Source organism: Aurantimonas sp. A2-1-M11 (assembly GCF_036549475.1).
Classification (GTDB): domain Bacteria; phylum Pseudomonadota; class Alphaproteobacteria; order Rhizobiales; family Rhizobiaceae; genus Aurantimonas.
Genome location: NZ_JAZHLI010000017.1, coordinates 37132 through 55489 on the forward strand (window position 1 = coordinate 37132; position 18358 = coordinate 55489).

Consider the following 18358-nt stretch of genomic DNA (forward strand, 5'->3'; position numbering starts at 1 on the left):
CTCGTGGCCGAAACTCCGTCGCCCGAACGCACCTTGGCGTGAGCCGTCTCCGACTCGCGGCCGCACATGAGAGGACCGCCTTCCGGCGAGCCTCACAGGGCACGTCTGGTCATTGCGAGAAGGCGCCGCCGTCCGACAGGGCGTCGTAACGCGCCGACAGGCCGAGTTCTTCCACAAGGTCGCGCGTGTGCTGGCCGAGTAGCGGGGGCGGGTAGCGCACTTCCTGCGGAGTGCCCGACAGCTTGACCGGGAAGCCGAGCGCATTGATCTCGCCCTCGACCGGATGGTCGATCTTCATGACCATGTTTCGCGCCGCAACATGGTCGCTGGCCATCACCTGGGCATAGTCGTTGATCGGCCCGGCTGGAACGCCCGCCTTGATGAAGGCAGCCACCCAGTGGTCGACGCTCTGGGCCCTGAAGACGGCATTGAGTTCGCAGACGAGCGCGGGCAGGTTCTGCAGGCGGTCGCGATTGTCGCGAAAGCGGCTGTCCTCGGCCAGGTCCATCCGATCGATGACCTCGCAGAAGGTGAGCCAGATCTTCTGGTTAGCAGCGCCGACGACGAATTGACCGTCGGCGGCGGCAAAGGCCTGGTAGGGCGCGCTCATGCGGTTGGCCGTGCCCAGCGGCTGCGGCGAACGGCCGGTCGCCCACAATTCGGTGCTCTCCCAGACCGACAGGCCCAGCGCCGCCTCGAAGAGCGAGGCATCGACATACTGGCCGCGGCCCGTGGCCTGGCGGCCGATGATCGCGCTGAGAATGCCGTAGACGGCAAGGAGCCCTGCGCCCAGATCCGCGATCGGCACGCCGGACTTCACCGGTTCGGCGCCGGGAATGCCCATGGCGCTGATGACGCCGGACATGGCCTGGGCAATCAGGTCGAAGCCCGGCCGCTGCGACCACGGCCCAGTCTGTCCGAAGCCGGAGATGCTGGCATAGACGAGGCGCGGATTGCGCTTCGACAGGGTCTCGTAGTCGATGCCCAGTCGCTTGGCTACGCCGGGACGGCTGTTTTCGACCACGATGTCGGCGGTCTCGACCAGCGCGTAGAAGAGTTCGCGCCCGGCTTCGGTCTTTAGGTTGATGGTAACGCTGCGCTTGTTGCGGTTCAGCGCCAGGAAGCCCGGGCTGTCTTCGCCCTTCATCCGGAAGCCCATCGAACGACGGGTCTGGTCGCCGCCCGCCGGTGGCTCGACCTTGATGACGTCCGCGCCCATGTCGCCGAGCAGCATGCAGCCGAACGGTCCGGCCATCACCTGGCTGAGGTCGAGCACCCGAAGACCGGCCAGTGGGAGAGGTGGGCGCTCTTCGCCCGTCGCGGTGCGCTCCAGAACCGGATCGTCCATGCCATCCCCTGTTGCTCGGCCGGCGCGCCGCCGGATCTGTCTCTACACCTTGCGTCATTTGGTATGCAATAATGCACCGAGCGCGGTCAACCGCGATGCTTGCGGAGTTTCTCTTGCTGTCGATCCTGAAATCGCGCGACCTTCGGCATACAATGAGCGCGGAGCCGCGACCGGCCGGCCCGGAGCAGGACCCGCGCATGGGCATTTCTATCCCGGCTTCAGGGTCGCCGCCCTGCGTCGACGTGGCCTTCGCGATCCATGCTATGTTGGGTGGCACCGCGCGAGCTTTGCCTCCCGCAGATGTTCATTTCGAAAGTGGTCCGAGCCTCGAGGACGAGGAACCGGCCGGACGGACGGCAGCAGAGCGACGATGACCAAGATGCAATCCGCGGTGGTGACCGCGTTTCCCCGCCGGGTCGATGCGACCCCGTCGCAGGACCTGAAGCCCGCTTTGGTCGCCAATCGCATCCGCGAGATGATCCTGGAAAGCCAGCTTCTGCCGGGTGAGCCGGTGCGCGAGAGGGCCTTGTCGGAAATCCTGCAGGTGTCGCGGACGCCGCTGCGCGAAGCGTTGAAGATCCTGGCCTCAGAAGGGTTGGTCAAGCTGCATCCGCGCCGTGGGGCCACCGTGGCCGTGCTTGGCGCCAGCGACGTGCGCCATCTTCTGGAGTTTCTCGGCGGGCTCGAAGCCTTTGCCGGCAAGCTGGCATGCCGGAATGCCACGCCCGAAGAGTTGCGGGAATTGCGGGCGCTGCATCACGAGATGCAGGCATCCTATCTGCGCGGCGATCGCATCGGCTATTTCGACCGCAACCAGCAGATCCATCAGGCGCTGGTCCGCTGTGCCATGAACCCGGTCCTGGCCGAGCACCACAGGGTGGTGAACGCCCAGCTCTATCGCATCCGCTATGAGTGCAATCTGAAGACCAACCGCTGGGAGGCGGCGATCAAGGAGCACGAGGCGATCCTCGACGCGCTGGAAGCGCGCGACGAGGCCGCGATCGAGAAGCTCCTGGAAACCCACGTTCTCAAGGCGTTCGACCTGATGCAGGCTACCGGGGATCTTGCCAAGACGAAATAGGGCGGGCAGCCTTTGCATGCCAGACGCATGCCACGATTGCGTCGGCGAAAGCCTTTGCGGAATGGGGCAGGCTCTCAGCCGAAGCGGTAGAGCCGTCGGGCGTTGTCGGCGAAGAGCCTGGTCCGGTCTTCCCGGGAAAAATTCGCGGTGATCTGCGAGAAACCCTCGTAGATCGTGCGGTAGGAGGCGACGAGGCTGTCGACCGGGAAGTTGCTGGCGAACAGGCAGCGTTCGACACCGAAGGTCTCGATGGTCCGCAGCACGATCTCGCGGTTGGTCTCTGCGGTCCATGGGCTCCCAGGCACGCCGAGGCCGGAAATCTTGACGGCCACGTTCGGGGCCCTTGCGACATGCGCCATGGCCGCCGCCCATGCCGCGATGCCCTCGCGGCTGCGGTCGGACGGCAGGCCGGTGTGGTTGAGGATGATCTGCGTGCCCGGAAAGGCATCCGCCAGATCCGCCGCCTCGGCGAGATGCCACCATGGCGTCTGCAGGTCGAAAGAGAGGCCATTCGGCTCGAGTTTTGCAAAGCCCTGCCGCCAGCGTGGATCGCCCATCGATCCGGGCGCGCCGGGACTGACCGCGTCGGGGCGATCGGCGGCCTTCGGCTTGTGGCGCACGCCCCGCGTGCGGGGAAAGGCGCTCTGGCGGGCCAAAACGTCGCCGGCATCGTCGGCATCGAGCCAGGCCTGGCAGACCACCGCGTCGGGAAAGCCGTTCGCCTCGGCAATCCCGTGGATCCATGAAGTCTCCCCCACGGGGTCGGTGGGGTCCCATTCGGTCTCGACATAGACGCTGCCGGCGAGGGGCAGGCCCGCGGTGTCGCGGCGGTAATCCTCGGGCATGTAGTCGCGCCGGATCGCCGCGTAATCGCCGTAGCGGAACGGGATCGGCGTCGGGTCGCACAGCCAGGGCAGGTAGTTCTCGCTGATCTTCCACAGATGATGATGGGCGTCGACGATCGCGACGTCGTCGAGGGTGTGGGCGTCCAAGGAGGTCTCCGTCAGGCGGGTGATCTGTTCGGGCCGGCGGGCCGCCCGTCGGGCAGGGACCGCCGGTTGCGCAGGGGTCAGGCCTTGCCACGGACCTCAGGAAGCAGCTTCACGACGGCGGCACCATCGAGCTCGCCGTCGCCCTGGGCGACCAGCATGCGAAACAGCGTCATGGCCTGCGCGCTCATCGGCAAGGCGAGATGCTGCGCCTTGGTGGCCGAATGCAGCATCTCGAAATCCTTCAGGATCTGCCTGGCATAGCCGCGGGGCGCGAAGTCCTTTTCCACCATGCGCGGATAGATCACCTGCAGCACGGCGGAATTGGCCAGGCCCGGTTCGAGCGCGTGCGGAATCTTGGCGGCATCGACGCCGTAGGCCTCCGCCAGCCGCAGCGCCTCTGCCGCCACGCAGTAATTGGTCAGGCACAGGACCTGGTTGACCAGCTTGGTCGCCTGGCCGGTGCCGATCGCGCCCATATGGGTCGCGCGGCCGAGCTGCTCCAGCATCGGCATGACGGCGGCCACCGCCTGATCGGCGCCGCCGAGCATGATCGCCAAAGTGCCGGTCTCCGCCGCGCCTGGCCCGCCCGAGACCGGCGCGTCGATGAACTGGCCGCCGGCCGCCTCGATCGCCGCGGCGACACGCTGCGTCACCGCCATCTCGGTGGTCGAGAAATCCACCACGATCTTGCCGGCCAGCTTGCCGGAGGCGACCAGCCCGTGCGCGCCGGTAACCACGTCCGAGACTGCATCGCTGGTGGTCAGGCAGAGCGCGACGATGTCCGCCTCGCTGCAGAGATTGGCAAGCGAGCCGGCGGGCTCGACGCCCCATGCGGCCGCAGCCGTGACCCGTGCCCCGTCGAGATCGTGACCGATCACCCGATTTTCCAGCGCGCGCAGCCGCTTGGTGAAGCCGCTCCCCATCAGTCCCAGCCCGATGAATCCGATCGTCGTCATGTCCGGTCCTCCCCCTGATCCGTACCCGTCCGCAGCCGGGCGCCAGCGCTCCCCGCCGTATCAGCCCCCGCCGCGGACTAGGCAAACTGCATTTGGTATGCCAGCATCATTAAATCCGTTGGAGGTGCCTTTGGCAAACGGATGACGACATCAGCGAAATCTGGGAGGAATTCACGTGTCACTGATCAGGAAACTCACTCTGGGGCTTGCCGCTTGCGGGTTCTCGCTGGCTGGCACGGTCGCCGGCGCGCAGGCCGTTGACCTGCGCTATGCCCATGTCGGCTCGGAAGGCGACATCCAGCATTGGTATGCGGAACGCGCAAAGGAGCGGATTCCGGAAGCCACGGAGGACCGCGTGACGGTCACCGTCTTCCCGAATTCGCAGCTGGGCGGCGTGCAGGAACTGATCGACGGCGTGCGCAGCGGCTCGATCTCCATGGGGCATCATGAATTCGCCTCGCTGGCGCAGCTGGTGGACGACATCGCCGTGTTCTCGGCCCCCTTCGTCTACCGCGATGGCGCGCACGCACTTGCGGCCACCGACCCGCAGACCTCCGACGTGATGAAGGAGTTCAACGAGCAACTGGTCGAGCAGGGCGGCATGCGCATCATCGGCCGGCTGTTCCGCGGCGCTCGGCAGATGACGGCTAACCAGGCGGTGCGCACGCCCGCCGATCTGGAGGGCAAGCCGTTCCGCGGCGTGCCGCTGCAGCTGTGGACGACGATGGTGACCGGCTTCGGCGCGATCCCGACCCCGGTGGAAGTGAGCGAGCTGCCGACCGCGCTGATGACCGGCATGGTCGTCGGCCAGGAAAACCCGCTCACCATGATCAACGCCAACGGCCTCTACGAGGTGCAGACCCACGTCATGCTGACCGGCCACATGCAGAACGTGCTGCCGGTCTTCATCAACGAGGATGTCTGGCAGTCGATCGACGCCAAGGATCAGACGGCGATCCTGGAGACGCTGGACACGCTGGCCGATGAAACCCTCGACCAGGCGATGACGGCCGAGAAGGAGCTTGTCGGCGAACTCACCGACAAGGGCATGACCTTCATCACCGAAGCCGACGGTCTCGACATCGAAGCCTTCCGCGCCGGCGTCGACGCGCAGGTGGCCAAGGACTTCCCGAGCTGGGGTCCGTACATGGAGCGCATCCGCGCGATCCAGTAGGCCAACAATCTGCGAACCCCTGCCGCTCGCCGGCGGGGGTTTCCTGCCGTGGATCCTGCCATGAGCGATCACATGTTCGACGACTATCTCGACGTCACCCATCCCGATGCCCGGGTCGGGGTTGCCGACCGCGTTCTGGAGCCGATCCGGCGGGTGTTCCGGTGGACATCGGTGGTGCTGCTCGCGGTGATGATCACGCTGCCGGTCCTGCAGGTCGTGCTGCGGCAGTTCTTCTCCCGGCCCTTCATGGGTGCGGAGGAGCTGGCGCGGTTCATGCTGATCTGCGTGGTCTTCGTCACGCTGCCCTATGTCGTCTCGTCCGGCGCTTCGATCCGGATGGAGGAGGTGCTGGCGGCGCTGCCGGAACGGCTCCGCAGGGTGCTGCGGATCGCGATCCCGGCCACAGGTGGCATCGCCTTTGCCGTCGCCGCGACCTCCGTCGCGATCGCCACGATGCGCAATCTCGACAACGCCACGCCGGTGCTGAACATCCCCTACTGGATCTTCTTCGCGTCCGGCTTTCTCGGCCTGACGCTCGCCGCGGTCGAATGCGCGCTGCAGACGCTGAAGGCGTGGCGCCACGACCCTCTCTACGTGACCTTCGCGCAGGAACAGCCGAGCGAAGACGTGGTGCACATCTAGGGCCGCGCGCCCGCACGAGGCCATTTCGATGAGCAGTTTCGCGATCCTGGGCGGCTTTGCGCTGTCCTTTCTTCTCGGCTGGCCGGTGGTGCTGGCCATCCTGATCCCGTCGATCCTCTACGTCCTGCTCGGCAACATCCCGATCGAGCTGATCGGGCAGCGGATGAGCTACGCGCTCGATTCCTTCCCGCTGGTCGCCGTGCCGATCTTCATCTTCGTCGGCAACCTCATGAACCAGGCCGGCATCACCGAGCGGATCTTCAAGTTTGCCGACACGCTGGTCGGCCGGGTGCCGGGGGGGCTGGCACAGGTCAATGTCGTCTCGAGCCTGATCTTTTCCGGCATGAGCGGCGCGGCACTCGCCGATGTCGGCGGTCTCGGCAAGATCGAGGTCAAGGCGATGGCCGAGCGCGGCTTCGACCGCGGCTTTGCCGGTGCGCTGACCGGCGCCTCGGCGGTGGTCGGCCCGATCTTCCCACCGTCGATCCCGCTGATCATATATGGCTCGGTCACCAGCGTCTCGATCGTGCAGCTGCTGCTGGCGGGCATCGTACCGGCGATCATGTGCGTCATCTTCCTGATGATCACCGTGGCGATCCTGGCCTATCGCCACGATCTCCCGCGCTCGGACCGCTGGCCGACGCTGCGCGAGCTCGGCGCCGATTTCGTCCCGGCCCTGCCGGCGCTGCTGACGCCGGTACTGCTCGTCGCCGGCATGCTGCTGGGCTATTTCACGCCCACGGAAGCGGCCGCGGTCACGGTCGCCTACGTGCTTCTGATCAGCGGGCTCGTCTATCGCACCCTGACCGTCGAGCATCTGCTGAGCGCCGCCTACGAGACGGTGAAGAGCAGTTCGGCGATTCTCATCATCGTGGCGGCCGCGTCGATCTTCGGGTGGATCCTGGCCATCGAGCAGATCCCGCAGATGGCCGCCCGCTGGCTGCTGACGATCAGCACCGATCCGCTGATGCTGCTCCTGGTGGTTAACATCCTGCTTCTGATCGTCGGCATGTTCCTGGATTCGACCACGGCCACGCTGCTGGTCGTGCCGATTATCGCCCAGCCGCTGCACATGGCCGGGGTCGATCCGGTTCATCTGGGCATCGTCACCATCTTCAACCTGATGCTGGGGCTCCTGACCCCACCCATGGGGCTGGCGCTGTTCCTGCTCAGCGACATCACGCGGGTATCGATGCGCCAGATCCTGATCAAGATGATGCCGTTCTACGTGCCGCTGGTCCTGACCCTGGTGATCCTGACGGTGTTTCCGGAGATCTCGCTCTGGCTGCCGAAGATGATCCGCAACTAGACTATCGCCCTGAACCTGCCGGACCAGCACTGCCGTGCGGTCCCAGAGCGTGCGGCCGCCGGACGCGTGGGTCCCACAATGGATTCATCGCCGACGAGCGTCTGCACCCATCCACACATTGCGGCAGGATGCAGGTTCCGGTCGCGTGCTACTTGGGGTTATCTGACCAGAACGCCGATGCGACCCGGTTGTGGCCGGCGCCATCTACCCGCCAGGTCGAGGTTGTCTGCGGCGTGCAAGAGACGCACGATTCCATACCGCAGGACGTGGGGCGCAAGCTCCGGCACATGCGGACCCTGCACAATCTGTCGCTCAAGCAACCGGTTCTGTCGGCTGTTGGGAACGCATGCTGTCGAAGGTGGTGACGGGGAGGGTCACCAACCCTGACCATGCTGCGCAAGCTCGTCGATGCGCTGGACATCACCATCGCCTTCCCACCGCATCGTCATTCTCCACAGGGCAAAATGGCGTTCAGGCAGGAATCCCGTCGGTCCACCATTCGGCTGAGGTATTGTTTCGAGCCTACACGCTTCAGTACCCATGCAGCGTGGCGCGTGGACCTTTCGAAACGGCGGGTGGGTTCGCCGCCTTCCCGCTTGGCGCACCGCTTCAGGTGCCGAGACGTCCTGAACAGGCGCCGGTCCGTCGATCGCTCGGCCGCGATCGTCGCAACGGATGCGCAATGTCGGGCGGCTATCCTCGCAGGCCATTGCCATGGCCCGACGCTGGACAGGGACATGCCACGACCTAAGCTCGAAAAGAGCCTCGCTGCACTTGCTGACGATCTTGCGATCGCGACCGTCAGAGCCGGTGGCAGGACTCGAGGCAGCCGCGGCGCAGTCTGTGGGAGTTGTCCAGGCCAGAATTTCGCCGGCTGATCCAGGCGGCGGGCACGAGGAGAGGGGAGACACATGCAGGTCTCGGTGTTCAGCACGAAGCCATATGATCGCAGCTTCCTGGAGGCGGCGAATGTCGGCACGGCGCACCGGCTCCTGTTTCACGAGCCACGGCTGACGGAGCAGACCGCCCCGCTGGCTGCAGGATCCGACGCCGTCTGCCTGTTCGTCAACGACGTCGCCGATGCCGAAACCCTGTCGATCCTGGCCCGGCAGGGTATCCGTCTTGTCGCTCTGCGTTGCGCCGGCTTCAACCATGTCGACCTGGCGGCGGCGCGGGATCTCAAGATCACCGTGTCGCGCGTTCCGGCCTATTCGCCGCATGCCGTCGCCGAGCATACGCTCGCCCTGATCCTGGCGCTCAATCGCCAGATCCACCGCGCCTACAACCGCGTGCGGGAGGGCAATTTCGCGCTCGACGGGCTGATCGGCTTCGATCTTTACGGCAAGACCGTCGGCGTCGTCGGAACTGGACAGATCGGCGCCGTCGTCGTGCGCATCCTGACCGGCTTCGGCTGCCGCGTGCTCGCATTCGACCCCTATCCGGACGCGGCATGCGTGGCCCTGGGCGCACGCTATGTGTCGCTGGACGAGCTCGGCGCCGAAAGCGACGTGGTGACGCTGCACTGCCCCTTGACCCCCGACACGAACCATCTGGTTGATGCCCGTTTTCTTGCGCGCGCGAAGAAGGGGCTGATGCTGATCAACACCGGACGGGGCGCGCTGATCGACACCCGCGCAGCGATCCGCGCGCTCAAGAACGGGTCGCTCGGAAGTCTCGGGATCGACGTCTACGAGGAGGAGGCGGATCTGTTCTTCGAGGATCTCTCGAGCACCGTGCTGCGGGACGACGTGTTCGCACGCCTGCTCACCTTCCCGAATGTCCTGATCACCGGCCACCAGGCGTTTCTCACCCGCGAGGCCCTGTCCGGCATCGCCACCACCACCATCGCGAACATCAGCGCCTTCGCCGAGACTGGCCGGGCGGTGCACGAGGTCTCGGTGGAGCGGTTGGCCTGACAGACCGGAAGCCGTGATGCCGGCCCTGCTCGCCCTGTCGCCGATCCTGCTGATCCTCGGGCTGATGATCGGGCTGCGCCAGTCCGCCGCCCTGGCAGGGCTGGCGGGCCTGGCCCTGACCCTGGCAATCGCGCTCGGCCCCTTCGGATACGGCCGCGTGACGCTGGCCGGGATCGGCCCGTCGCTGGCCGTCACCGGCGCCTTCGCCGAAGCGCTGTTCACGGCCGTGACGATCCTCTGGATCATCTTCCCGGCGCTCTGCATCTACGAGTTGCAACTGCGCTCGGGCGCATTCGATCTCCTGCGGGAGGCGCTGACCAGGCTGTCGAACGACCGGCGCATGCTGGCAATTCTGGCCGCCTGGTTCTTCGCGCTCTTTCTCGAAGGGGCCGCAGGCTTTGGAACGCCCGTGGCGCTGGCGGCTCCGATCCTCGTCGGGCTCGGCTTCTCGCCCGTGCGCGCCCTGACGCTCGTCCTAATCGGCCACGCGGCCGGGGTCTCGTTCGGGGCGATCGGAACGCCGGTCCTGCCCCAGATCGCCGCAACCGGACTGACCGGCCTGGAACTGGCGCGGGCGACCGCCCTGCTGCACGGTACGCTCGGCTGGATCCTGCTCGCCTTCATGTTCCGGCTGGCTGGGGACGGGGCGGACGGAGCACAGCGCGCATCGGGCTGGGCCCGTGCCGCTGCCGCCGCGGGCCTGTTTTTGCTGCCCTTCATGGCGCTGGCCTATTTCGCCGGTCCGGAGCTGCCGACCATCGGCGGTGCGCTCATTGGTGGGCTGGCCTTCGTGGCGATGCTGCGTCGTCAGGGTGGCCATGGCAGCGACGCGGCCCCGACATCGGGGGTGATCGCGCTGGTACGTGCCGGGCTTCCGTATCTGGTCCTGCTGACGCTGATCCTTTTGACACGGCTCGTGCCGTCGTTGCAGGAGGCGCTGCGCACCCTCGACTGGTCCTGGACCCTTCCGGGCGGCTTTGCCGGAGGCATTCAGCCACTCTACCATCCCGGCACGATGCTAATGATCGGCTTCGTGGGGGGCGCGCTGCTCCAGGGCCGAGGGGCGGGCGAGATCGGCGGCGCGGCCTTGCGGGCGGCCGGCCGCTTGCCGCAGGTGATCCTAGCGCTCACGGCGATGCTGGCCTTGGCACGGCTGATGGTGCATGCGGGCATGATCGAGGCGTTGTCGGGCGCCGCGGCCGGCACCTTCGGCGGCGCCTGGCCCTTCGTCGCTCCCGCTGTCGGCGTGCTCGGCACGTTCGTCACCGGATCGGCCACGGCGTCCAACATCCTGCTGACGGACTTCCAGGCGGCCACCGCGCAGGCGCTGGGACTTCCCGTTCTGGGAATGGCCGCGGCCCAGAGTTTCGGCGCCGCGGTGGGAAACATCGTCTGCCCGCACAACATCGTTGCCGGCGCCGCCACGGTCGGGCTGGTCGGCCGCGAGGGAGAGATCCTGCGCCACACCATCGCGGCCTGCGTCGTCTACGCCGCCGCCGGGGGCGTGCTGGTGTTTTTGCTCGCCTGAGGATGATCCCGCAGATGGCTGCGAGAAGGGCGGAAATCGGCAAGGTCATGGAGCGACAGAGTCGGATTGGCACGATGTGGTGCATGACATGAAAGAGGGGGCCGGTGCTCTTGCCGAACTGCGTTGCCTCGCGAAACGGGGTCGCGCAACATCTGCGCCAGACGTCGAACTGTGTCGCGAACGTTTTCGCCCGCGCCCATCCAGCGTGCCCTGGATACGCGTCTTCCCGGCGAAGCGCGTCAAAGGCGGCAGCGCAATTCGATCCCATGTCGCGTGGCAACCTGCCGAGGCGGGTCGGCGCAAGGGTCTTCTGGCTTAACCCCGCTTTTCCAAACAATGCCGACTACGGGCCAACATGTCACAGCTGCCGATCCCTCACACTGTGAAAGCACGCTGGAACGCATCGAGTGCCAGTTCCGGGTCGCCGCTGGCAAAGGCTTCCAGCCCGACGGGACCACGATATCCCATCGCGACCAATGCCCGCGCGATGCCGGCATAGGCGATCTCGCCGGTCCCCGGTTCCATGCGGCCGGGAACGTCGGCGACCTGTATCTCCCCGATCCAGGGCAGCGCTCTGCGACACAACTCGATCAGATTCCCTTCTCCGACCTGTGCGTGATAGAGGTCGAGGTTCAGTCGCAGGCCCGGCCGATCGATCGCCGAGACGAGGGCAAGGGTATCCTGCGCGCTGGCGAACGGGACGCCGGGATGATCGACGGCGACGTTGAGGTTTTCCAAGGTGAAGACGACGTCCATCTCGTCGGCGAGATCGGCAATTCTCTGCAACGTATCGCGGGCCCTGAGCCACATAGCGCCGGCGACCTGCCGGCAGGGCGTGATCGGCAGGCCGCCTTCGCCGAGGCCCGTCCCATGCAGGTTGAGGCGGGCGACGCCGAGCCGCCTGCCGACATTCGCCGTCTCGCGCGCGGTGGCGAGAAGTTCGGCCGCACCCGCGTCGTCGGCCAGGCGCCCGCGCAAATAGCCGTTCATGATCGAGAAGCTGGCCCCCGATCGCGCGAGCATGGCCAGGTCGTGGTCCGGCCAGTTCCACAGGCCGACCGCAAGGCCGCGCTCCGTCAGGCGTTTGAGGCGCCATTCCATCGGCCTGTCGCGCCAGAGCATTTCTGCGCAGGCGGCCAGTTGAAACGGTCCCTCGGTCATGGTGTCTGCAATCCCGTATTTGCGCGCGGCGTTCAGCGGCCGATCATGGCCGCGGTGATCTCGACCCGGCGATTTTCGGCGAACGAGATGTTGGCCGCCTCCGCCAGGGCGAGCGCGTTGACGCCGTCATCCACGGTCGCCGCGAGCGGCGCGCCATCGACGACGCTGTCGACGAAGCGCGACCACTCGATCGCATAGGCGCGCATGTAGCGCTCCAGAAAGAAGTGGACCGGCTTGGCCGAGACCACGCCGGCGACGGTGGACTTCGCCACGGTGTTCTCGGCGACGTTCTGCGCCTCCAGCATGCCCTGCGAGCCGAGCAGTTCGATCCGCTGATCGTAGCCATAGACGGCCCGGCGGGAGTTGCGGATCGTCGCGATGCGGCCGTCCGCATAGCCCAGCACCACAACGGCGGTATCGATGTCGCCCGCCGCGCCGATCTGCGGGTCCACCAGGCACGAGCCCGTCGCCGTGACCGTCCGGGGCATGCCGAACAGCCAGCAGCACATGTCGAAATCGTGGATCATCATGTCCCGGAACAGGCCGCCCGAGACCTTGATGTAGGACACCGGCGGCGGGGCGGGATCGTAGGAGGTTACCGCCAGCAGCTCGCCCTGGCCGATCTCGCCGGCGACATAGGCGCCCTGCAGGGCGGCGAAGTTCGGATCGAAGCGCCGGTTGAAGCCCATCATCACCGGCCGACCCGAGGCGGCCACCGCCGCCTTCACGCCAAGCGCGCGCTGGAGATCGAGATCGATGGGCTTTTCGCAGAAGACGGCCTTGCCTGCAGCGATGCCCTTCTCGATGAGCTCGGCATGGGTGTTGGTCGAGGACGCGATCAGGATGGCGTCGATGCCGGCATCGGCCAGGATGTCGTCCGCCGGCCTTGCGGCGATGCCGTGCTCGGCCGCCAGGGCGTTGGCGGCGCCGGCCACGACGTCGGTGACGGCGACGAGGTCGGATCTGGGGTCCATCCGGATGGAGGCGGCGTGGACCTTCCCGATGCGGCCGGCGCCGAAGAGTGCGACTTTCATGGAAACTCTCTCAGGAGGTCTGGAGCGTGACGCGCTGCCCGCAGCGGCTCGCCTCGTCGATGGCATGGATGACGGCCTCAAAAGCGAGGGCGTCGGTGAAATTCGGCCGGGTCGGCGGTCCGCCGGCGATCGCGCGCAGCATGCTGGCCGCCTCGATCGTCTTCAGGTCGCCGAAACCGAGTTGATGTCCGGGCGCCGGGCAGAATGCGCCATAGGGGGGATGGCCGGGGCCGGTGAGAATGGTGCGGAAACCCTGGCGCGCGGCCGGTCCGTCATTCACGTAGAGCGTCAGCTCGTTCATGCGTTCCTGGCTGAACGAGAGCGTACCTCGGGTCCCGTGGACTTCCCAGTCGAGCCGGTTCTTGCGTCCCCAGGCCACCCGCGAGGTGCACAACGTCCCCTGTGCACCGCTTGCAAAGCGCACGATGGCCGACGCCGTGTCCTCGTTCTCGACCGCGGCGCGGCCGGAGCCATCCGACAAAGGGCGCGTCGCATGCACGATCTGCGTGTCGGCGATCAGGCTGGCGATCGGCCCCATCAGGGCGACGGCCATGGACACGAGATGGCAGCCCAGATCGCCCAGCGCGCCGAGGCCGGCTTCGGTGCGTTTTGCCCGCCATGTCCAGGCGAGGTCGGGATCGGCCTGATAGTCCTCGTCGACCCAGCCGCGGAAATGCACCGGCCTGCCGATGACGCCGTCGGCGATCAGGCGGCCGGCATGGGTGAAGGCGGGATTGTGGACGTAATTGTAGCCGACCAGCGTGGCGAGGCCCGCCTTTTCGGCCGCGGCCGCCATAGTCCGCGCATCGGCGAGCGTGATGGCGAGCGGCTTTTCGCAATGGACGGCCTTGCCCGCCTGCAGCGCCGCCAAGGCCATCTCGCAATGCAGGGCGTTCGGCGTCGTGATCGATACCAGGTCGACATCAGGATCCTCGACGATCGCACGCCAGTTGGACGTCGCCGCGGCAAAGCCGAACTGATCGGCGAACGCACTTGCGCGCCCGGGCTCGCCGTCGCACAGGCTTGCCATGCGGACGGGCGGCACGTCGCCGAACACCGCACGTGCCGCGCCATAGGCCAGAGCGTGAGCCTTGCCCATGAAGCCGGTGCCGATAAGACCCAGGCCGACCGCCATCGACTCCTCCCGTCTATTGGAATATTTATTCCATGACGGATGCGCCACGATCGGGCGGGAGTCAAGCCAGGAGACCGACATGGACAGTCCAGCCGACGAGGCGCGCCAGCCGCCGGCCAGCGTCGCCGAACTCCTCGGCGCACTCGACCGGATCGATGAGAGCCTGCCCAAACGATTGAAGCAATGTGCGATCTGCCTGCGCGGCAATCTCGATCGCGTGGCCGTGTCGACAGTCGCGGACATGGCGCAGCTGGCCGATGTCCCGCCGTCGGCCTTCATGCGCTTCTGCCAGACGCTGGGATTCTCCGGCTATTCGGAAATGCAGGCGCTGTTCCGCGCCGAATACGCGCAGTTGCGGCCGGACTATACGGAGCGCCTGTCGATGCTGCGGGCGGAGGGCGCCTCGGGTGCCGGCCGGCTCGCGGCCAGCTTCGCCGAGGCCGGCGTCAAGTCATTGATGGACATGTCGAACGAGCTGGACGGCCGGCAGCTTCAGGCGGTGGCGGAGCGCCTTGCTGCGGCGCGCACGATCCATCTGATCGGCCTGCGGCGCGCCTTCGCCGTGGTGGTCTATTTCGCCTATCTCCTCGACAAGATGGGCGTCGCCTCGATGCTGCACCACACCACCGGTCAGATCGAGAGCGACCATGCGATCGGTGCGGATGATGCGCTGTTCGCCGTGACCTTCGCGCCATTTTCCCAGGAGACGCTGACGCTGGCATCGCGGGTCGGCGCGCGGAGCATCCCGGTGCTGGCGCTGAGCGACACCACCATGTGCCCCTTGGGCGACGTGGCCGAGCAACTCCTCATTGCGCGCGAGGTGGAGGTGGGCGGTTTCCGCGCCCCCAATGCCGCCATGGCACTCGTCACCGCACTGGCAGTGGCGATCGGCGGCTTACGCAAGGAAAGGGCTTGACTCTCCCGGTCGCGATATCGCAGATGGAATAATTGTTCCAAAATGCTCGGGAGTGAGGGCGGACGGGAACGAGAAGAATCCGGCTCCGGCCGGTTCCGAATGCGGGCGGTGCCTGCATGTGCTCAACGGGAGGATCCATGAACACGTTCCTGAAAACGACCATCGCCGCCGCGGCCATCGCCTTTGCGAGTCCGGCGCTCGCCCAGCAGATCATCGTGGTCTCGCACGGCCAGGCCAACGACCCCTTCTGGTCGGTGGTTAAGAACGGCGTCGACCAGGCTGCCAAGGACAGCGGCGCCAGCGTCGACTACCGGGCGCCCGAGACCTTCGACATGGTGCAGATGAGCCAGCTCATCGATGCCGCGGTTAACCAGGAGCCGGACGGGCTGGTCGTCTCGATCCCCGATGCCGACGCCCTGGGGCCATCGATCGAGCGGGCGGTCCAGGCCGGCATCCCGGTCATTTCCATGAATTCGGGCTCCGACGCATCCAAGGACCTCGGCGCGTTGCTGCATGTCGGCCAGGATGAGTTCACCGCGGGTAAGATCGCCGGCGAGCAGCTCGCCGAGGACGGCGGCAAGGTCGCGATCTGCGTCAACCAGGAAGTCGGCAACGTCTCCCTCGACCAGCGCTGCGCAGGCTTCGCCGAAGGCTTCGGCGGCCAGGTCGAAGTGATCCCGACCCAGAACGACCCGGCCGAAGTAGAATCGAAAATCCAGGCCGCGCTGACGTCCAATCCGGACATCGATACGGTGCTGGGGCTCGGTGCGTCGCTCGTCGGCGAACCGGCGCTGAAGGCCGTCGAGGCCGTCGGCCGGACGGGCGACGTCAAGGTCGCGACCTTCGACCTTTCGGCCAGCTTCCTGGAGGCCGTCGCCGACGGCAAGGCTGCCTTCGCCATCGACCAGCAGCAGTTCCTGCAGGGCTACCTGCCGGTGACCTTCCTGGCGCTCAATGCGAAATACGGTCTGGTCCCGGGCGGCAACGTGCCTTCGGGCCCGAACCTGATCACCCAGGACAAGGCCGCCCAGGTCGTCGAGCTGTCGGCGAAGGGCATCCGCTAGCCTCTGTCAGGCCGGCGAGGAGAGGCGGCCCACGGGGCGCGTCCCGGTCGGCGGACGGGCCCGTCCGCCGACCCGGCCTCGCAACGGCCTGCGAAGGAACCGGCGAGGCGTCCGAAGCCGCCTGCAGCGGACAGGCACGAGGCGCGAAGCATCTCCGACATGCCATGCCGGCTTTGCGGCCACGGCGAAGCCTTGTCCAGAGGGAGGAACGACGATGTCCGACACACCCCAGATGGTCGCCGACGAGCGCCTCAAGCGTGAGGGTTTCGCGTCCCGGCTGATGAAGCGGCCGGAACTCGGTGCCATCGCCGGCCTGGTTGTCGTGACGGCCTTCTTCATGATCACCGCCGACAGTTCGATGTTCACCCTGTCCGGCATCATGAACTTCATGACCCCCGCCGCCCAGCTGGGCATCCTGGCGATCGGCGCGGCGATGCTGATGATCGGCGGCGAGTTCGACCTGTCGATCGGCTCCATGGTCGCCTTTGCCGGCCTGATCTTCGCCGCCTGCACGGTCACGCTCGGCCTGCCGCTCATCGTGGCGATCCCCATCACCTTCATGGTCGCTGCGGCGGTCGGCTCGGTCAACGGCACGATCGTCCTGAAGACGGGCCTGCCCTCCTTCATCGTTACGCTGGCGTTCCTGTTCATCCTGCGCGGTGCCTCGCTGGTCGGCCTGAAGATCGCGACCGGCGGTTCGACGCAGCTGCGCGGCGTCCGCGACGCCGTCGAGACGGACTGGCTGATGCCGATCTTCTCCGGCGATGCCTTCACCGGTCTGTTTGCCTGGATGGCGGCAAACGGCGTCATCGAAACCTTCTCCAACGGCACGGCGAAGGTGCCGGGGGTTCCCGTCGAGATCCTCTGGTTCATCGGCCTGGCGCTCGTGGCGACCTATGTCCTGACACGCACGCCGCAAGGCAACTGGATCTTCGCCGCCGGCGGCGACAAGGTCGCGGCGTCCAATTCCGGCGTGCCGGTCCGCAAGGTGAAGATCTCACTGTTCATGTTCGCCGCCTGCTGCGGCGCCCTCGTCGCCATCATCACGGTGATGGACGCCGGGTCCACCGACGCACGGCGTGGCTTCATGAAGGAATTCGAAGCGATCATCGCCGCCGTCATCGGCGGGTGCCTGCTGACTGGCGGGTACGGCTCGGCGATCGGCGCCTTCTTCGGTGCGATCATCTTCGGCATGGTCACGATCGGCCTGACCTACACCGGTTTCGATCAGGACTGGTTCCAGATCTTCCTGGGCGGCATGCTGCTCGTGGCGGTGCTCTTCAACAACTACATCCGCAAGCAGGTGACGGGGGAGCGCTGACATGACCAAGCCCATCGTTCACATGGAAAACATCGAGAAGCATTTCGGCAACATCATCGCGCTGGCCGGCGTCAGCTTCGATGTCCTGCCCGGCGAGTGTCACTGCCTGCTGGGCGACAATGGCGCCGGCAAGTCGACCTTCATCAAGACCATGTCAGGGGTCCACAAGCCGACGAAGGGCGAGATCTTCTTCGAAGGCAAACCGATGTCCTTCGACAGCCCGCGCGACGCGATGGAGGCCGGCATTGCGACGGTCTTCCAGGACCTGGCGATGATCCCCCTGATGTCGGTGACCCGCAACTTCTTCATGGGCCGCGAACCCACCAAGGGACGCTGGCTGTTCAAGCGGATGGACATCGAGAAGGCCAACGAGGTCACAATCGAGGAGATGCGCAAGATGGGCATCGCCCTGCGCGGTCCCGACCAGGCGGTCGGCACCCTGTCCGGCGGCGAGCGCCAGACCGTCGCGATCTCGCGAGCGGTGTTTTTCGGCGCCAAGGTGCTGATCCTGGACGAGCCGACCTCGGCACTGGGCGTGCGCCAGACCTCGAACGTGTTGGCCACCATCGAGAAGGTCCGCGATCAGGGGATCGGCGTCGTCTTCATCACCCACAATGTCCGCCATGCCATGGCGGTGGGCGATCGCTTCACCGTGCTGAACCGTGGCCGCACGCTGGGAACGGCGGCACGCGGCGAGATTACCGCCAGCGAGCTCCAGGACCTGATGGCCGGCGGCCAGGAAATGGCCGAGCTGCAGGGCTCGCTCGGAGGAACCGTCTGA

16 protein-coding genes are annotated in these 18358 nt (G+C 66.5%); 10 read left to right on the forward strand and 6 right to left on the reverse strand.

The annotated features are described in order from the left end of the window. Positions 1-109 precede the first annotated feature (109 nt). Positions 110-1348, reverse strand: coding sequence for a CaiB/BaiF CoA transferase family protein (locus tag VQ042_RS09975; protein ID WP_331818709.1), 1239 nt, complete (start codon positions 1346-1348; stop codon positions 110-112). A gap of 370 nt (positions 1349-1718) precedes the next feature. On the opposite strand from VQ042_RS09975, the gene VQ042_RS09980 reads away from it, so the two are divergent. Beyond that, positions 1719-2429, forward strand: a complete 711-nt coding sequence (locus VQ042_RS09980; protein ID WP_331818711.1) for a GntR family transcriptional regulator — start codon at positions 1719-1721, stop codon at positions 2427-2429. 74 nt (positions 2430-2503) lie between these two features. On the opposite strand, the gene VQ042_RS09985 is transcribed toward VQ042_RS09980, so the two are convergent. Together VQ042_RS09985 and VQ042_RS09990 are read right to left on the reverse strand one after the other, a co-directional pair. After that, on the reverse strand, positions 2504-3421 hold the full coding sequence (locus VQ042_RS09985; protein WP_331818713.1) for an amidohydrolase family protein: 918 nt from the start codon (positions 3419-3421) through the stop codon (positions 2504-2506). A 77-nt stretch (positions 3422-3498) separates the two neighbouring features. Beyond that, a complete protein-coding gene (locus VQ042_RS09990) occupies positions 3499-4377 on the reverse strand; it encodes an NAD(P)-dependent oxidoreductase (protein WP_331818715.1) in 879 nt (292 codons plus the stop codon). A 175-nt stretch (positions 4378-4552) separates the two neighbouring features. Between VQ042_RS09990 and VQ042_RS09995 the strand changes: the two genes are divergently transcribed. From VQ042_RS09995 to VQ042_RS10015, 5 genes are all read left to right on the forward strand, one after another. Then, on the forward strand, positions 4553-5551 hold the full coding sequence (locus VQ042_RS09995; RefSeq protein WP_331818717.1) for a TRAP transporter substrate-binding protein: 999 nt from the start codon (positions 4553-4555) through the stop codon (positions 5549-5551). Between the two features lie 60 nt (positions 5552-5611). Next, on the forward strand, positions 5612-6193 hold the full coding sequence (locus VQ042_RS10000) for a TRAP transporter small permease (protein WP_331818720.1): 582 nt from the start codon (positions 5612-5614) through the stop codon (positions 6191-6193). Positions 6194-6221: 28 nt separating this feature from the next. Then, positions 6222-7502: a TRAP transporter large permease gene (locus VQ042_RS10005; RefSeq protein WP_331818722.1), complete on the forward strand. Its 1281-nt coding sequence runs from the start codon at positions 6222-6224 to the stop codon at positions 7500-7502. A gap of 911 nt (positions 7503-8413) precedes the next feature. Next, positions 8414-9418: a 2-hydroxyacid dehydrogenase gene (locus tag VQ042_RS10010; protein WP_331818724.1), complete on the forward strand. Its 1005-nt coding sequence runs from the start codon at positions 8414-8416 to the stop codon at positions 9416-9418. A gap of 16 nt (positions 9419-9434) precedes the next feature. After that, on the forward strand, positions 9435-10946 hold the full coding sequence (locus VQ042_RS10015; RefSeq protein WP_331818726.1) for an L-lactate permease: 1512 nt from the start codon (positions 9435-9437) through the stop codon (positions 10944-10946). 375 nt (positions 10947-11321) lie between these two features. On the opposite strand, the gene VQ042_RS10020 is transcribed toward VQ042_RS10015, so the two are convergent. The 3 genes from VQ042_RS10020 to VQ042_RS10030 are packed head-to-tail and all read right to left on the reverse strand — an operon-like array spanning position 11322 to position 14276. Next, entirely contained in the window at positions 11322-12107 is a 786-nt protein-coding gene (locus VQ042_RS10020; RefSeq protein ID WP_331818729.1) for a TIM barrel protein, read from the reverse strand. 32 nt (positions 12108-12139) lie between these two features. Then, positions 12140-13141: an inositol 2-dehydrogenase gene (iolG, locus tag VQ042_RS10025; protein ID WP_331818731.1), complete on the reverse strand. Its 1002-nt coding sequence runs from the start codon at positions 13139-13141 to the stop codon at positions 12140-12142. Between the two features lie 10 nt (positions 13142-13151). Further along, positions 13152-14276 (reverse strand): Gfo/Idh/MocA family protein, encoded by a 1125-nt coding sequence (locus VQ042_RS10030; RefSeq protein WP_331818733.1) that lies wholly within the window; start codon positions 14274-14276, stop codon positions 13152-13154. Positions 14277-14355: 79 nt separating this feature from the next. On the opposite strand from VQ042_RS10030, the gene VQ042_RS10035 reads away from it, so the two are divergent. The 4 genes from VQ042_RS10035 to VQ042_RS10050 all read left to right on the forward strand — a co-directional run bounded on the left by VQ042_RS10035 (position 14356) and on the right by VQ042_RS10050 (position 18358). Next, positions 14356-15192, forward strand: coding sequence for a MurR/RpiR family transcriptional regulator (locus tag VQ042_RS10035; RefSeq protein WP_331818735.1), 837 nt, complete (start codon positions 14356-14358; stop codon positions 15190-15192). Between the two features lie 137 nt (positions 15193-15329). Further along, positions 15330-16256, forward strand: a complete 927-nt coding sequence (locus tag VQ042_RS10040; protein ID WP_331818737.1) for a sugar ABC transporter substrate-binding protein — start codon at positions 15330-15332, stop codon at positions 16254-16256. A gap of 214 nt (positions 16257-16470) precedes the next feature. Beyond that, positions 16471-17577 carry an ABC transporter permease gene (locus VQ042_RS10045; protein ID WP_331818739.1) on the forward strand — a complete coding sequence of 369 codons (1107 nt, stop codon included), beginning with the start codon at positions 16471-16473 and terminating at the stop codon, positions 17575-17577. A 1-nt stretch (position 17578) separates the two neighbouring features. Further along, on the forward strand, positions 17579-18358 hold the full coding sequence (locus tag VQ042_RS10050) for an ATP-binding cassette domain-containing protein (protein ID WP_331818742.1): 780 nt from the start codon (positions 17579-17581) through the stop codon (positions 18356-18358).

What these genes read in the sequence shown, in the direction of transcription:
- VQ042_RS10000 (WP_331818720.1), top strand. Translation starts at nt 5,612, where the DNA reads ATGAGCGATCACATGTTCGACGACTATCTCGACGTCACCCATCCCGAT.
- VQ042_RS10045 (WP_331818739.1), top strand. Translation starts at nt 16,471, where the DNA reads ATGTCCGACACACCCCAGATGGTCGCCGACGAGCGCCTCAAGCGTGAG.
- VQ042_RS10020 (WP_331818729.1), bottom strand. Translation starts at nt 12,107, where the DNA reads ATGACCGAGGGACCGTTTCAACTGGCCGCCTGCGCAGAAATGCTCTGG.
- VQ042_RS09990 (WP_331818715.1), bottom strand. Translation starts at nt 4,377, where the DNA reads ATGACGACGATCGGATTCATCGGGCTGGGACTGATGGGGAGCGGCTTC.
- VQ042_RS10040 (WP_331818737.1), top strand. Translation starts at nt 15,330, where the DNA reads ATGAACACGTTCCTGAAAACGACCATCGCCGCCGCGGCCATCGCCTTT.
- VQ042_RS09975 (WP_331818709.1), bottom strand. Translation starts at nt 1,348, where the DNA reads ATGGACGATCCGGTTCTGGAGCGCACCGCGACGGGCGAAGAGCGCCCA.
- VQ042_RS10030 (WP_331818733.1), bottom strand. Translation starts at nt 14,276, where the DNA reads ATGGCGGTCGGCCTGGGTCTTATCGGCACCGGCTTCATGGGCAAGGCT.
- VQ042_RS10035 (WP_331818735.1), top strand. Translation starts at nt 14,356, where the DNA reads ATGGACAGTCCAGCCGACGAGGCGCGCCAGCCGCCGGCCAGCGTCGCC.
- VQ042_RS10015 (WP_331818726.1), top strand. Translation starts at nt 9,435, where the DNA reads ATGCCGGCCCTGCTCGCCCTGTCGCCGATCCTGCTGATCCTCGGGCTG.
- VQ042_RS10005 (WP_331818722.1), top strand. Translation starts at nt 6,222, where the DNA reads ATGAGCAGTTTCGCGATCCTGGGCGGCTTTGCGCTGTCCTTTCTTCTC.
- VQ042_RS10010 (WP_331818724.1), top strand. Translation starts at nt 8,414, where the DNA reads ATGCAGGTCTCGGTGTTCAGCACGAAGCCATATGATCGCAGCTTCCTG.
- iolG (WP_331818731.1), bottom strand. Translation starts at nt 13,141, where the DNA reads ATGAAAGTCGCACTCTTCGGCGCCGGCCGCATCGGGAAGGTCCACGCC.
- VQ042_RS10050 (WP_331818742.1), top strand. Translation starts at nt 17,579, where the DNA reads ATGACCAAGCCCATCGTTCACATGGAAAACATCGAGAAGCATTTCGGC.
- VQ042_RS09980 (WP_331818711.1), top strand. Translation starts at nt 1,719, where the DNA reads ATGACCAAGATGCAATCCGCGGTGGTGACCGCGTTTCCCCGCCGGGTC.